Source organism: Rathayibacter tanaceti (genome assembly GCF_009834165.1).
GTDB classification, from domain to species: domain Bacteria; phylum Actinomycetota; class Actinomycetes; order Actinomycetales; family Microbacteriaceae; genus Rathayibacter; species Rathayibacter tanaceti.
In genome coordinates, this window is record NZ_CP047186.1 from 2693915 (window position 1) to 2708532 (window position 14618).

Genomic DNA, 14618 nt, shown 5'->3' on the forward strand with positions numbered 1-14618 from the left:
CCATTTTCTCGGATGGGAGCGGATGCCTCTGAACGACACGGCCGAATCAAAGCTTATGAAGAGCGCCCTACGTCCGAGATGAGGATGCCGAGAGGGTTATTCAGCGGGTTGGTTCGAGGAATCTGAGCCCGACGACGGCGGTGATGGTTTCGGCGAAGGTGTTGATGGGCCTGCGGTCGTCGGTGTGAAAGATTCTCCAGTTCTTCACGTGTGCTATCACGCGTTAGATCTGGTAGCGGATCGAGTTGACGTTTTTGTTGAATTCGTGTTCCCATTCGAGCATGTCCCGGTCGGTTCTTGTGCGGATCGGGGTGATCATGCCGAGCCCGATGTAGCCCCTTGTCACCGAACCAGTTCGCGGGGTCGAGGCCGTGCAGTGCTCCGGATGCGCGTAGCACGGCGATGTCGTGGCGGTGGCCGTCGACCGGGTCGGAGACCCAGACCAGGCGTCCGCTGAGATCGCAGGCGACCTGCACGGTGAACCCGGTCGTCGTGTGCTTCCCCGGCCAGAGCGTGGGCCGGTCTCTCCAGGACCAGCACGGGAGAAGGGTGCCGTCGAGGATGTACTGGCCGTTCGGGTCGAGGTCGTCCGCGGTCGGAAGGTCCGCCCTGAGAGTTGCTGCGATCCATGCCGTGATCGACGCGATCGCACGGGAGATCGTCGGCTGCGATACGCCGTGCTGTTCGGCGAGCACGACCTGCGCGGTGTTGCGTTTCAGATAACTCAGCGTGATGACAAGCGACGTGAACACTCCCAGAGTCGGCGGCCAGTCCGGCGCCTCCCCTGAAGCGCTGACCTCGCCAAGCATCCGCTTCGACAGAGCTTTCGCCTCGGCGTACGTCAATCCTGCTGCATGCTTCACCTGCAACGGTTCTTTCTCCTGAATGATGTGTGATAACACAATTCTCCCAAGGAAGGACCGTTGTTCAGTTGAAGCGCGCCGAAAGCATCAAACTGGACCCGTGAATAACCCTCAAGGGGCGCGTTTGCCAGCGGGACAAGCTCCTCTTTAGAGGCCGCATACGGTCAAACTGACATAATATCAGTTATCCGATAATACTTCAATCTGAGAGGGTTGATCCGCCACCGGTCGCGCCGGGTTCGATCGCTCTGATCAGAAAGTACGGGGATGCGAGGTGTACCCGGGCCAAACCCGCGTCCTCTCGCCAACCCGCCGAGGACGGGCTACCCCAAGCGATATGCGCCACCGGGGTCAGAGGAGTGGGCCAGCGGAGAAGACCGTGGTGTAGACAGCGACGCGTAGCTGCTCGAGCGAGCGGGCCGCCCCCTCGGCAACACCGCCTGCGTCGATCGCTCCGCGGAGGATTGCGGCCCGCCGCTCCTCCGGCACCTTGAGGACGAAGGGCAGGATGCGCGCCGCGTCGAGGATCGAGAAGGCGAGGGCCGCATGAGGCTCCGCTTGCCGCCCCTCGACGAGCGCGGCGAGCTCCGCGACGAGGGCGCTGCGCGGCGCATCGTCGAGCACGGTGATCCGCACGGTCGGAAACATTCCGAGAAACTTTGACCGTATAACCGACACAACACCTCTGCTCTCGAGCTCGTCGAGTGCACCGTCCAGTTCGTCCTCGCCCAGCTCATCGACGACGGCGCCCAATTCCGACGTGCGCTCGAGGACCGCGCCGAATCGAGCGGGCAGCCGAGCGACGTCGACGACCTCGACCCCGCGCTCACCCAGGAGCACCGCGCCCGAGAGGACCGCGTCGGCCAGGGCCGCTGCGCCAGCGGCCTCCGACGGCCCAGTCCCGCCGCCCGCCCAGGCTCCGTCGTGGGTGAGGCAGAGCAGGATCACGTCCGAGGTGAAGGAAGCCATCCGGCATCGTACCGAAGGCTCTCGAGGGGCAACGCGGATGACCGCGACGGATGTCGATAAGGTCGAAAGGCCGGGGTCCGTAGTCCGCGACCCCGCGTCGACCCGGCCTCCGAGCGAGCGGGCCCGTACGCCGAGAGGGAGAACGACACGTGACAGCACCAGGGCAGGACGGCACCTCGGCGTGAGCATCGAGGGGGATGGCAGCTGACGAGGGGGGTCTTCGTCGGGCGCCCTCAGAAGCACGAGGACGAGCGAGCGCTGGCGGCCGCCGGCATCATCGTGGCGAGTATCGTCATCATGACGAGCGAGGACGCAGAGGTGACGGCTCCAACGACCTCCCCACCAGCCCCGATCGCGTCGTCCGCCGACGCGGGAGAACCCGGTCACACGTCGACGCTCGTCATCGCCGGCACGGAGTCCCCCCGGCCCGCACACGATCGCGACCGAGCCTCCCCCGCCGTGACCAGCGGCCTCGCGTCACACCACGTCGGCCAAGTATCCCGGGTCGGCCGCCGGGTGCCGGGCCACCTGCGCCCACGCGGACGCGAGGGCGCCCACGGCCCGGTCGGTCGCCTCGGGCGTGTAGCCGATCGGGATGCGCAGGAAGCGCTCGAAAGCGCCGTCGATCCCGAAGCGCGGTCCCGCCGTGATCAGCAGGCCCGCCGTCCGCGCGGCGAGCGCCAGCTGCGAGCTCGCCGGCCGCCCCAGCCCGACCCAGGTCGAGAGGCCACCCGAGACCCGCGGCACGCTCCACTCCGGGATCGCGCGGGCGAGCGCCGCCTCGAGGTGGTCGCGGCCCGCGCGGAGCTGCTCGCGTCGCAGCTCCAGCACCTCGTCCATCCGGCCGAGCATGTCGGCGACCAGCAGCTGTTCCAGGATCGGCGTGCCGAGGTCGCTCGCCGAGCGTGCGAGGGCGAGCTTGCGGATGACCGCCCGCTCGGCCCGGATCCAGCCGATGCGGATGCCTCCCCACAGCGTCTTCCCGACCGATCCGATGGAGAGCACCGTCCCCTCGGGCCCGTAGGCGGCGAACGGCAGGGGCGCCATCCTGCGGTCGATGTCGAGCTCGGCGGTCGTCTCATCCGCGACGATCAGGGTCCCCTGCCGGGCGGCCGCGGCGATCGCCCGCTCCCGCAGCTCGGGCGTCATCGAACGGCCGGTCGGGTTGTGGAAGTCGGGCATCAGGTAGGCCAGGCTGGGGCTCGTGCCGCGCAGCGCTGCGATCAGGCCCTCGCCGTCCCAGCCGTCGGCGCCGTCGACGTTGACGGGCACCAGCCGCGCGCCGGCGAGCCGTAACGCCTCGTAGGCGTGCGGGTAGGTCGGCGCTTCGATCAGGGCGCGGTCGCCGCGGGCCAAGAGGGTTCGAGCGACCAAGGCGATCGCGTGCTGCGCGCCGATGGTCACCATGATCTGGCCGGGCTCGGTGCGCAGGCCGCGGCGGGTGTAGCGCTCGGCGATCGCGCGCCGCAGTTCGGGAAGGCCGATCGTGTCGTAGGAGCCCGTGTCGAAGTGCTCCGGAGCCAGCTGCGCGGCCCGGGTGTATGCGTCGGCCAGCTCCGGCACGGCGGGCAGCGCGGCCCTGGTGAAGTCGAGGAAGTCGGGTGCGAGCGAGGGCACGGCGTGCACCGCCGCTCCGGGGAGGCGCGTCACGCTGCCCGAGCCACGCACGCTCACGAGGTAGCCGCTGTCGCGCAGCTCGCGGTAGGCGGCGGCCACGGTGGTGCGGCTCACGCCCAGACGGGCCGAGAGCTCGCGCTCGGCGGGGAGGCGGCTGCCCGCGGGGATGCGGCCGTCGATGCCGAGCAGGCGGATCCGGTCGGCGAGCGCGAGGTATGCCGGTCGCGTTCCGCGCTGCTCGCGCCAGTCGCCGAGGAGGGTCTGCAGGGCGCGAGCGCCGAAGTGGACATCAGCCATGCATCCAAGGTAGTCGGATTGGACCGCGCGGAGAAGGCCAATGGCACGATGAACTATCCGCTATGACGATCACCGCTCCCGTCGCGGCCGCCGCTCGTCCGGCGAGCCAGTGGCGCCTCCGCCCCCTTCCGCGGCTGCTCGCGGGCCTCGCGCTCTACGGATTCGCCGACGCGATGATGATCCGCGCGGCTATCGGAGTGGATCCCTGGACCGTCTTCGCGCAAGGCCTGGCCCGCCAGAGCGGACTCGGGATCGGACTGCTCACCAACCTGATCGGACTGCTCGTCCTCCTGTTGTGGATCCCTCTGCGGCAGCGGCCCGGCCTCGGGACTGTGCTGAACGTGCTGGTGGTCGGCACGATGATCGACGTCGGTCTGCGCGTGCTGCCGGCGCCCGAGGAGTGGTGGGCCCGCGGCCTGCTGTTCGCCGGCGGCCTGCTCCTACTCGCGGTGGCGAGCGGGATCTACATCGGCGCCCACCTCGGCCCCGGCCCTCGCGACGGGCTGATGCTCGGCCTGCACGCCCGCACGGGCCTGCCGATCTGGCTCGGCCGCTCGGGCGTCGAGGTGACGGTCCTGATGATCGGCTGGCTGCTCGGAGGCGACGTCGGCCTCGGAACCCTGCTCTTCGCCACGCTGATCGGGCCGCTCTGCTCGGTGACTCTTCCGCTGCTCGGCGTACGCCGGCGCTGACGCCTCACACGGCGGAGGCCCCACCCGGGAAGTCCGGGCGGGGCCTCCGGCGGTCGGTCCTACCGCGTGCCCGCGATCTCCGCGCGCATCCGCGCCGCCTCATCCGAGTCCTGGATCGACGCGATCCCCTCGGTGATCGAGGTGCCCGAGGCCGCACCGTCGTGCTCGTCCGCGCCGAGGGTGGTCTCGTCGAAGGGCGAGCGTCCGCCGAGGACCTCGCGGACCTGAACCATGTCGATCTGCTTGGTCCAGGTGCCCACCAGCAGGGTGGCGACGGCGTTCCCGGTGAAGTTGGTGACCGCGCGCGCCTCCGACATGAAGCGGTCGATGCCGACGATCACTCCGACGCCGTTCACCAGGTCGGGGCGGAACGACTGGAGGCCGCCGGCGAGGGTGGCCAGGCCCGCTCCGGTGACACCCGCCGCGCCCTTCGAGGCGATCATCATGAACAGCAGCAGGCCGATCTGCTCCGGGATCGACATCGGGGTGCCGGTCGCCGAGGCGATGAAGAGCGAGGCCATCGTGAGGTAGATCGCGGTGCCGTCGAGGTTGAAGGAGTAGCCGGTGGGCACCGTGATGCCGACGACCGGCTTGGAGACGCCCAGGTGCTCCATCTTCGCGATCAGGCGGGGCAGCGCCGCCTCGGAGGAGGAGGTTCCGACGATGAGCAGGTACTCGCGGGCCAGGTATTTCATCAGCGAGAAAATGCTGACTCCGGTCACCAGGCGCAGCAGCAGGCCGAGGATCACGACCACGAAGATCGCGCAGGTGATGTAGAAGCCGATCATCAGCGTGGCGAGGGCGACGACCGCGCCCCAGCCGGTCTTGCCGACGACCGCGGCGATCGCACCGAACGCGCCGATCGGAGCGACCCAGAGCACCATCGAGAGGATGCGGAAGACCAGGACCTGGAGCTGCTTGATCGCGCCGAGGATCGGCTGGCCCTTCGCTCCCATCTTCTGCAGGGCGAAGCCGACCAGGAGGGCCACGAAGAGGGTCTGCAGGATGCTGCCGTCGACCAGCGACGAGAACAGCGAGACCGGGATGATCCCGAGGATGAAGTCCGAGGTGCTCTCGACCTTGAGATCGCTCGTGTCGTAGGTGGCGCTCGAGATGTCGAGGCCCTCTCCCGGGTGCAGGACGTTGCCGACCACGAGGCCGATCGCCAGGGCGAAGGTCGACATCACGATGAAGTAGCCGAGGGCGAGGCCACCGACCTTGCCGACCGTCGCGGCCTTGGCGATCGAGCCGATGCCGATCACGATGGTGCAGAAGATGATGGGGGCGATCATCATCTTGATGAGGCCGACGAACGCTCTGCCGACCGGCTCAAGCGTCGCGGCGAACGCCGGAGCGAGGAGGCCGACGACCACACCCGCGGCCACGGCGATGATCACCGCGATGTAGAGCCAGTGGTTGCGGTCGATCCTCCTGCGGGTCTTCTTCGCGGGGGTGACCGCGGGGATCAACCGGTCGGCCGGTCGGCCGGGAGTCTTCGCCATGAGCGTGTCCTTCTCTTCGTCGAGGTGAGGGGATACGACGATCGTGGACCCGCCTGGGCCGGGCGCCTGCGTTGCGTTCATACTGTTCACGCCCGGGCGAACCGGCGGACGAAGGGGTGCGGATGGTCAGGACGCCTCTCGTCCGCGGCCCGCGCGGCAGCATCGCCGCACGGCTGTTCGTCGTGCAGCTGCTGTGCATCCTGCTGATCGGAGGCGCCGCCGTCGCGGTGCTCGCCCTCGACGCCAGGGGCCGGGCCGGCGACGAGGCCGCCCAGCGCAGCCTGGTCGTCACCCGGACGGTCGCCGACAACCCGTTCGTGCTCGAGGCGGCCCGGGCACCGGATCCGTCGGTCGGCCTCCAGCCGTACGCCGAGGAGATCATGGCGGACACCGGCGTCGACTTCCTCACGATCATGAGCCCGGACCGAACCCGCTACACCCACCGCGACCGCGACCAGATCGGCCTGCCCTTCCGAGGCACGATCGAGCCCGCGCTCGAGGGCCGCACCTTCACCGAGACGTACACCGGCACCCTCGGCCCCTCGGTGCGGGCTGTGGCTCCGATCGAGAGCGCCGACGGGACGGTCGTGGCGCTGGTGTCGGCAGGAGTGACGCTCTCGGCGGTCGACGCCTCCTTCGCCGCGCGCGTGCAGGTCGTCGCCTGGGGTGTGGTGGGGGCCGTGGCCCTCGGCGCGGTCGGTTCCTGGCTCCTCGCCCGCTACCTGCGGCGGGTCACCGCCGGGCGCGGGCCCGAGCAGATGGGCCAGGTCTTCGCCTACTACGAGTCGGTGCTGCACTCGGTGCGAGAGGGCCTGCTGCTGGTCGACGACCGCGGCCGGCTCGTGCTCGCCAACGACCACGCGCTCGAGCTGCTCGGGCTCGAGGGCCTGCGCACGCCGGTACCCGTCGCCGAGCTCGACATCCCCGAGGCTCTGCGGGAGCTGCTCCAGGCCGACGAGCCGGTCGCCGACCGCCTGGTCGTCGCGCACGAGCGGATCCTCGTGGTGAACGAGCGGCCCGCCGCCTCCCCCGGCGCCCGACCGCTGGGCACGGTCACGACTCTCCGCGACCGCACCGAGCTCCAACGGGTGAGCGGTGAGCTCGAGTCGATGCGCACGCTCTCGGACGCCCTGCGCTCGCAGACCCACGAGTTCTCGAACCGCCTGCACACCATCGCGTCGCTGATCGAGCTGGGCCGCCCGGATGAGGCCCTGGCCTTTGCGGCCGGCGAGCTGACTCTCAGTCAGCGTCTGGCCGACAGGGTGCTCGGCTCGGTGCAGGAGCCCGTGATCGCCGCGCTCCTGCTGGGCAAGGCGGCGCAGGCGCGCGAGCGCGGAGTCGAGCTGCACTTCGAGACCCACCTCGAACCCGGCACGCAGGGCCTCGAGCCGGGCGACCTGGTGACCGTGCTGGGCAACCTGATCGACAACGCGCTCGACGCGGCGGCCTCCTCCGCCCCCGAGCGGGAACCGTGGGTCGAGGTCTACCTCGGGCTGGCCGACGGGGATCTGGTCGTCCAGGTCTCGGACAGCGGCCCGGGAGTCGAGGCCGCCGCCGATGTCTTCGCCCGCGGCTACTCGACGAAGGAGTCGGACGCGTTCGGCCGCGGGATCGGCCTGGCGCTCGTGCAGCAGGTGGTGGAGCGGCTCGGCGGGACGATCGAGGTCTCGCGCCACGTGGGCGCGGTGTTCACGGTGCAGCTGCCGCTCCCGTCGCGGGTGGCGTCGTGATCCGCGTGCTCGTCGTGGAGGACGAGCCGCTGACCGCGAACGCGCACGCCGACTACGTGCGCCGGGTGGAGGGATTCGAGGTGGCGGCGGTCGCGGGCAGCGGGGCCGAGGCGATCCGAGCGCTCCGCGCAGATCCGGGGATCGCCCTCATCCTGCTCGACATGAATCTGCCGGACATGGGCGGGCTCGACCTCTGCCGGGCGGTGCGGGCGGCCGGCCTGGAGGTCGACGTGATCGCGATCACCGCCGTGCGCGACGCGGCCGTCGTGCGCGCCTCCGTCGCCGCCGGCATCGTGCAGTACCTGATCAAGCCGTTCGTCTTCGGCGTCTTCGCCGCCAAACTCTCCAGCTACCGGGCCTTCCGGGAGCGGATGCACGGCACCGCTGTCGCCAGCCAGCACGAGGTCGACGGCGCGTTCGCGGCCCTCCGCACCTCGAACGCGCCCGGCCTGGCCAAGGGGCTCTCGGTTGAGACCCTCGAGGCGGTGACCGCCCTGCTGGGCCCGGTCGGCCTCTCGGCAGGTGAGCTCGCGACCCGCCTCGACATCTCGCGGGTGACCGCCCGCCGCTACCTCGAGCACCTCGCTGACACCGGAGTCGCCGACCGCGCGCCCCGCTACGGCTCCCCCGGGCGCCCCGAGCTGGAGTACCGCCGGCGCTGAGCGGGCTCGTCGATCACGCCGCGCGCACCGCCTGGGCGATCTCCTCCTCGATCAGGTCGTAGTTGATCGCTGCTCCCACCCGCAGACCGTCGGCGGCCGAGGCGACCACCTGCGCCATCGGCTCGACCAGCGAGCCGGCGGCGAAGACTCCGGCCACGCTCGTCCTGCCCATCGGATCGACGGCGAGGTGCTGCGCGACCCCCGACGGGTGATCCGCGAGCTCCAGCCCGAGCCCCTCCGGAAGCCGTCCCTCGACCCGCGGGCCGACGACGACCGCGTCGAGCTCATGCAGCCGCCCCTCGATCAGGACGCCCGTGAGGCGGTCGCCATCGACAACGATCTCCTCGACGGTGCCCGGCACGAGGGATATCCCACGCGCGGCGAGCGCCGCGGCCTCGTCTCCTGTCGGCGCGGGCGTCCCGTTCAGGAGGACCGACGTCCGCTCGCTCAGCTGTCGGAACATCTGCGCCTGGTGCGGGGCGAAAGAACTGCCGAGCACGCCGATGCGCTGCCCGCGCACCTCGAAGCCGTGGCAGTACGGGCAGTGCAGCACGTCTCGGCCCCAGCGCTCGGCGAGGCCGGGGATCGAGGGCAGGAGGTCGCGGAGCCCGGTGGCGAGGAGAAGGCGGCGGGCCCGCAGCACCGTGCCGTCGGCGAGTGAGGCCGTCACCCCATCCGGCCCCGCGGAGGCGCGCACCGCCTCGCCCCCGACGAACCGCGCGCCGTAGCCCTCGGCCTCGACGCGCGCCAGGCGCACCAGCTCGATCGGTGGCATGCCGTCGCGGGTCATCACGTTGTGCGCGCCGGGCGAGGGGGCGTTGCGCGCAGGCCCGCCGTCGACGACGAGGACGTCGCGGAGACTGCGGCCGAGCGCGGTAGCGGCGGCGAGGCCCGCGAAGGACGCACCGAGGATCAGGGCGTCGGCGGGAGCGGGGGCATCGGTGGACGGGCCGGTGGAGGCGTTGGTGGAGGTCATGCCGACGATGCTCCGCCGATCCGGCCGCGCCAGCGAGGATCCGTGCCGTTCCGGCACGCGGAGGCATCCCGCGTGCCAGGCTGACCTCGTGCACGACGACCGGACCGCCCCCTCCGACAACGAGATCGTCGCGGCCGTCGGTCCGCGCCTGCGACGCCTCCGAACCCGCCGCGACCGCACGCTCGCCTCGCTCGCTGCCGAGACGGGAATCTCGGCGAGCACCCTCTCGCGCCTCGAGAGCGGCGGCCGGCGCGCGACGCTCGAGCTGCTCCTCCCGATCGCCCGCGCCCTCGAGGCGCCGCTCGACGAGCTCGTGGGAGCCGCACCCGAGGACCCACGGGTGCACGGCCGGCCGATGCGCCGGAACGGCATGCTCATCCAGCCGCTCAGCCGCGACGCAGGCGCGCTCCAGGCGTTCAAGCACACGATCCCGCCCGGACCGGTACCGGAGCCCGGACAGCAGGGCGAACACGAGGGGTTCGAGTGGCTCTACGTGCTCAGCGGACGCCTGCGCCTGCTCCTCGGCGAGCACGATCTCGTCCTGCCCGCCGGAGAGGCCGCGGAGTTCGACACCCGCGTGCCGCACTGGTTCGGCCGCGCCGACGAGCAGCAGGTCGAGTTCCTCAGCCTGTTCGGCCGTCAGGGCGAGCGGATGCACGTGCGTGCCTCCACCCGCCGTTGAGCGCGGTCACACCTCGCCGAGTACCTCACGGACGAAGCCTGTGGTGCGCGCCCGCAGAGTCGCGATCCGCTCCGACCGCGCCGCCTCCACGTCGAACCCGACGTAGGCGACCGGTGGTCGCTGCCGCACGTTCACCGAGCACTGGAACTCCGAGCAGACCAGCGTGCCGAGAGTGTCGCCCGCCCGCCCGGCTGCCCCCGCCTTGCGTGCCCCGAAGAACACGACGTCGTTCGGGAGACGGATGTCGCGGCACCACGAGCACTGGGCCCGCGAGCGGGGCAGCGCGTCGGCCTGCGTGAGCAGCACCCCGACGACACGCTCCTCCAGCGGGACCACGACGTAGGCGCGGCGTCCCATCCTCCGGTCGCGCCAGCCGAGGTGGTCGACCCCCTCCCAGTCGAAGGAGTCGATGGCCTTCGGCAGAGCGAGGTCGGCGACCTCCTTGCGCGAAGCGTTGACGAAGCAGGCTCGGATCTCGTTCTCGGTCAGTGGTTGCATGGCTCTTCCGAGCCTAGGCCGGGATCAGCCCAGGTGGGCGACGGCTTCCTTCGGCGCCTGCGCGAGGAACTCCTCTTTCTTCACCCGGATCATCGCGACCGCGACGCCGGAGGCGACGACCAGGCCGATCGCGGCCGCGACGAACACAGCGGAGTAGCCGTCTACGAACGCGGCGGGCGACTGCTGCTCGCCCGCGACGCCGGCGTAGACGGTGGTGAAGATCGAGAGCCCGATCGAGCCGCCGATCTGCATGGCGGCGTTCGCGGTCGCCCCCGCGGCGCCGGCGTCGTGAGCCGCGACTCCGGTGAGCGCGAGGTTCTGCAGCGGCACGAAGACCATCGCCATGCCGATGCCGAGCAGGATCAGCGCGGGCAGCACCTCGACGAGGTAGCCGCCGTCCGGGGTGACGCGGCTGAGGTAGAGCAGGCCCGCGGCCGCGATCAGCGGTCCCGCGATCATGAGGATGCGTGGGCCGGTGCGCGGGAGCAGGCGTGCGGCGACTCCGGCGACGATCATGATCGTCACCGTCATCGGCAGGTTCGCCAGGCCCGCCTCGAGCGGCGGGAGCCCGAGGACCAGCTGGAGGTGCAGGGTGAGGTAGAGGGTGGAGCCGATCATGACGCTGCCGACGATCGCCTGCACCAGGAAGGCGCCTCCGCGCACCCGATCGGCGACGATGCGCAGCGGCAGCGACGGGTGGTCGGACCTGGCCTGGATGCGCACGAAGAGGGCGAGCAGCAGCACGCCGGCGAGCAGGAATCCGAGAGTGTCGACGCGGAGCCAGCCCTGCTCGGCCAGCGTGAAGCCGTAGACCACGCTCGCGAGGCCGAGCGCGACGGTGATCGTCCCCGCGACGTCGAAGCGGTTGCGCCCCTCCGCACGGCTCTCGGTGACCAGCAGCTGGCCGGCGATCGCGCCGCCGACGACGACCGGCACGTTGACCAGGAGGCACCAGCGCCAGTCTGCGAACTCGGTGAGCAGGCCACCGAGCACGAGCCCGACGGCCGCGCCCGCTCCTGCGACCGCGCCGAAGACAGCGAAGGCCGTGCCGCGCTCGCGACCGGAGGGGAACGACACGGTGAGCAGCGCCAGCGCGGCGGGGGCGAGGAGCGCAGCGAACGCTCCCTGGAGGCCGCGGGCCGCGATCAGCTCGGTGCCGGAGGAGGCGAGTCCGCCCCACGCGGACGCGACGCCGAAGCCGACCATGCCGATCAGGTAGGTGCGCTTGCGACCGGTGTAGTCGGCGATGCGGCCGCCGAGAAGGAGCAGGGCGCCGAAGGCGAGCGCGTAGGCGGTGACAACCCACTGGCGCTCGACGTCGGTGAGCCCGAGGTCGGCCTGCGCGGCAGGCAGGGCGATGGTGACGATCGTGCCGTCGAGGACGACGACGAGCTGCGTGAGCGCGAGGATCACGAGCACCCACCAGCGGCGGGCGGACGAGGGAGCGGAGGGGGAGGGCATGGCGGCCTTTCGCACGGGAGCGGAGCGGGACCGGTGGGTCCGGATCCGAGCCGCGTCGTCGGGGCCGAACCACCCCAACCAGTTGGTTGGGCGGAGAAGAGTGTATCGTTCGAGCGCCCGGAGGTGAACCATGGATCCGACGTCCGACCCGGCGCTCCCTGCCCGCGAGCGCATCCTGCGCGCCGCCTCCGCCGAGTTCGCCGCGCACGGCTTCGCCGGTGCCCGGGTCGATCGTGTGGCCGCTGCCGCCGGGCTTAACAAGGAGCGGCTCTACGCTTACTTCGGCGGCAAGCGCGGTCTGTTCGTCGCGACCGTCGTCGAGGCGATCACCGCTCTCGACGCGACGCTGCTCGCCGAGGCCTCCGACCTCCCGGACCTCGCCGGTCGCATGTTCGACCACGTCTGGGAGCACCCCGAGTTCCTGCGCCTGCTCACCTGGGCTCGCCTCGAGGGTGCCGGCGTCTGGGAGGAGGCCGGCGAACGCTTCGGCGGGATCCCCGCCCCCGAAGCGCGAGTCCTCGAGTGGCAGCGCGCGGGAGTCGTCGACGCGAGCTGGTCGGCCGACGATCTCTTCATCGCCCTCCTCGGCCTCTGCGAGATCTGGCATCTCACCCCCTTCGCCTCCCGCGGCGGCGAGGAGACGCGGGACCGCCGTCGCGCGTTCGTCGTGCACGTCGCGCAGCTCGTGGGCACGCCGCACTGAAGGCGGGTCAGCCGCCGGTCGGCTCCGATGTCGGGATCGACGTCGGCATCAACTGACCCGGTCGCGGCTGCAACACGATCCCCTCGTCGCCCGGGAGAACCACGCCTGCCGCACGCTGCGCCTCATCCTCGAGGAGAAGCGCTTCCGCATCGCCGGGAGCACAGGGCATGACCGCGCCGATGTTGTACTGATCCTCCACAGCACCCGTGTCGAAACTCGCCCGCAACACCGGACCACCCTCCCCATACACCGTCGGCCGCGGAGTCGAATCCGTCACCCTCACACTCATCCCCAACGACTCCCAATAATCGGCCACCTTCCGAGCATCACCCTCGACATCCGCCCCCGCCGGAGCCCACCAGTCATAGCTATAACTCGCCCCCTTCACCCCACCACCGAGGCCGCACTCATCCGGCCCAGCGGCACCGCTGCGCGGCCACCACCCCGTGACATCGAGCCGTGCCGCCGACTCACGCACAAACTCCACCACCCGATCCCGCCCCTCCCGAGGACTCATCGTGCTCACCGGACGCGCCCCCTCCTCCTCCGCACACGCGGACACTGTCACCGCCAACAGAACAGCAACCGCTGCCGGGACGAGGCTGCGCTCGACGCGACTCATCCCTGCGTCCCGGAACTCGGCGGAGTGGTCCCCGCCGGCCGGTCCCTCGGATCCGGCTCCAGCCCGGCCCCTTCATCACCGGGCAGAATTACGCCCGCCTCGCGCTGCGCATTGTCATCAAGCAGGAGCGATTCGAAGTCACCCGGAGCACACGGCATCACCGCCCCGATCAGGTACAGCTCCTCGGCACCGCCGGTATGGAAACTCGCCCGCAACACCGGACCACCCTCCCCATAGACACTCGGCCGCGGAGTCGTGTCCACCAACCGCACCGTCATCCCCAACGACTCCCAATACTCCGCCACCTTCCGAGCATCACCCTCAACATCCGCCCCCGCCGGAGCCCACCAGTCATAGCTATAACTCGCCCCCTTCACCCCACCACCCAGGCCGCACTCATCCGGCCGCGCTTCTCCAGTGCGCGGCCACCACCCCTCGACATCCAGCCGCCCAGCGGAGTCCCGCACGAACTCCACCACCCGATCCCGCCCCTCCCGAGGACTCATCGTGCTCACCGGACCCGCCTCCTTCTCCGCCGCACATGCGGACACCGTCATTACCAACAGAACAGCAACAACCGCTGGGATGACGCGGCCTACGACGCAGCTCCCCGCACCCCTCATCCCGAAGCTCCCTGCTCCGCGGTCGGCTCCGATGTCGGGATCGACGTCGGCATCAACTGACCCGGTCGCGGCTGCAACACGATCCCCTCGTCGCCCGGGAGAACCACGCCTGCCGCACGCTGCGCCTCATCCTCGAGGAGAAGCGCTTCCGCATCGCCGGGAGCACAGGGCATGACCGCGCCGATGTTGTACTGATCCTCCACAGCACCCGTGTCGAAACTCGCCCGCAACACCGGACCACCCTCCCCATACACCGTCGGCCGCGGAGTCGAATCCGTCACCCTCACACTCATCCCCAACGACTCCCAATAATCGGCCACCTTCCGAGCATCACCCTCGACATCCGCCCCCGCCGGAGCCCACCAGTCATAGCTATAACTCGCCCCCTTCACCCCACCACCGAGGCCGCACTCATCCGGCCCAGCGGCACCGCTGCGCGGCCACCACCCCGTGACATCGAGCCGTGCCGCCGACTCACGCACAAACTCCACCACCCGATCCCGCCCCTCCCGAGGACTCATCGTGCTCACCGGACGCGCCCCCTCCTCCTCCGCACACGCGGACACTGTCACCGCCAACAGAACAGCAACAACCGCCGGAACGACGCGGCCTACGACGCGGCTCATCCCTGCGACCCGGAACTCGGCGGAGTGGTCGGCCGGTCCCTCGGATCCGGCTTGGGAACAACGCCTTCATCACCCGGGAGAACCGCGCCCGCCGC

Annotated in this window: 14 protein-coding genes; 5 read left to right on the forward strand and 9 right to left on the reverse strand. The window is 70.6% G+C overall.

Features of this window, described 5'->3' with window-relative positions:
* Nucleotides 1-53: 53 nt before the first annotated feature.
* The 3 genes from GSU10_RS15335 to yczR form a co-directional block, all read right to left on the reverse strand.
* Nucleotides 54-902: a transposase family protein gene (locus tag GSU10_RS15335; RefSeq protein ID WP_208859918.1), complete on the reverse strand. Its 849-nt coding sequence runs from the start codon at nt 900-902 to the stop codon at nt 54-56.
* Nucleotides 903-1214: 312 nt separating this feature from the next.
* Complete coding sequence (locus GSU10_RS12705; protein ID WP_068212545.1) at nt 1215-1832, reverse strand: GPP34 family phosphoprotein; 618 nt, start codon at nt 1830-1832, stop codon at nt 1215-1217.
* 477 nt (nt 1833-2309) lie between these two features.
* A complete protein-coding gene (gene yczR / locus GSU10_RS12710) occupies nt 2310-3746 on the reverse strand; it encodes a MocR-like transcription factor YczR (RefSeq protein ID WP_132504976.1) in 1437 nt (478 codons plus the stop codon).
* A 62-nt stretch (nt 3747-3808) separates the two neighbouring features.
* On the opposite strand from yczR, the gene yczE reads away from it, so the two are divergent.
* Nucleotides 3809-4438, forward strand: a complete 630-nt coding sequence (yczE, locus tag GSU10_RS12715) for a membrane protein YczE (RefSeq protein ID WP_068212547.1) — start codon at nt 3809-3811, stop codon at nt 4436-4438.
* Between the two features lie 59 nt (nt 4439-4497).
* Here the strand turns inward: yczE and GSU10_RS12720 are convergent, their stop codons facing one another.
* Nucleotides 4498-5940 carry a cation:dicarboxylate symporter family transporter gene (locus tag GSU10_RS12720; RefSeq protein ID WP_068212549.1) on the reverse strand — a complete coding sequence of 481 codons (1443 nt, stop codon included), beginning with the start codon at nt 5938-5940 and terminating at the stop codon, nt 4498-4500.
* Nucleotides 5941-6062: 122 nt separating this feature from the next.
* Here GSU10_RS12720 and GSU10_RS12725 point away from each other — a divergent pair, with 122 nt between their 5' ends.
* Both GSU10_RS12725 and GSU10_RS12730 read left to right on the forward strand, forming a co-directional pair.
* Nucleotides 6063-7670, forward strand: a complete 1608-nt coding sequence (locus GSU10_RS12725) for a sensor histidine kinase (protein WP_068212551.1) — start codon at nt 6063-6065, stop codon at nt 7668-7670.
* Nucleotides 7667-8332, forward strand: coding sequence for a response regulator (locus GSU10_RS12730; protein ID WP_068212553.1), 666 nt, complete (start codon nt 7667-7669; stop codon nt 8330-8332). The genes GSU10_RS12725 and GSU10_RS12730 overlap by 4 nt, the downstream gene beginning before the upstream one ends.
* Nucleotides 8333-8345: 13 nt before the next feature.
* On the opposite strand, the gene GSU10_RS12735 is transcribed toward GSU10_RS12730, so the two are convergent.
* Nucleotides 8346-9308: an NAD(P)/FAD-dependent oxidoreductase gene (locus GSU10_RS12735; RefSeq protein ID WP_132504978.1), complete on the reverse strand. Its 963-nt coding sequence runs from the start codon at nt 9306-9308 to the stop codon at nt 8346-8348.
* Between the two features lie 88 nt (nt 9309-9396).
* On the opposite strand from GSU10_RS12735, the gene GSU10_RS12740 reads away from it, so the two are divergent.
* Nucleotides 9397-9990, forward strand: coding sequence for a helix-turn-helix domain-containing protein (locus GSU10_RS12740; protein WP_068213351.1), 594 nt, complete (start codon nt 9397-9399; stop codon nt 9988-9990).
* 6 nt (nt 9991-9996) lie between these two features.
* On the opposite strand, the gene GSU10_RS12745 is transcribed toward GSU10_RS12740, so the two are convergent.
* Both GSU10_RS12745 and GSU10_RS12750 read right to left on the reverse strand, forming a co-directional pair.
* Entirely contained in the window at nt 9997-10488 is a 492-nt protein-coding gene (locus GSU10_RS12745; RefSeq protein WP_068213353.1) for an FBP domain-containing protein, read from the reverse strand.
* 24 nt (nt 10489-10512) lie between these two features.
* Nucleotides 10513-11949 carry an MFS transporter gene (locus tag GSU10_RS12750; RefSeq protein WP_068213362.1) on the reverse strand — a complete coding sequence of 479 codons (1437 nt, stop codon included), beginning with the start codon at nt 11947-11949 and terminating at the stop codon, nt 10513-10515.
* Between the two features lie 130 nt (nt 11950-12079).
* On the opposite strand from GSU10_RS12750, the gene GSU10_RS12755 reads away from it, so the two are divergent.
* Nucleotides 12080-12652 carry a TetR/AcrR family transcriptional regulator gene (locus GSU10_RS12755; protein WP_068213356.1) on the forward strand — a complete coding sequence of 191 codons (573 nt, stop codon included), beginning with the start codon at nt 12080-12082 and terminating at the stop codon, nt 12650-12652.
* A 7-nt stretch (nt 12653-12659) separates the two neighbouring features.
* Here the strand turns inward: GSU10_RS12755 and GSU10_RS12760 are convergent, their stop codons facing one another.
* Together GSU10_RS12760 and GSU10_RS12765 are read right to left on the reverse strand one after the other, a co-directional pair.
* Complete coding sequence (locus tag GSU10_RS12760) at nt 12660-12968, reverse strand: hypothetical protein (RefSeq protein WP_159316552.1); 309 nt, start codon at nt 12966-12968, stop codon at nt 12660-12662.
* A 925-nt stretch (nt 12969-13893) separates the two neighbouring features.
* A complete protein-coding gene (locus GSU10_RS12765; RefSeq protein WP_159316553.1) occupies nt 13894-14523 on the reverse strand; it encodes a hypothetical protein in 630 nt (209 codons plus the stop codon).
* Nucleotides 14524-14618 lie beyond the last annotated feature (95 nt).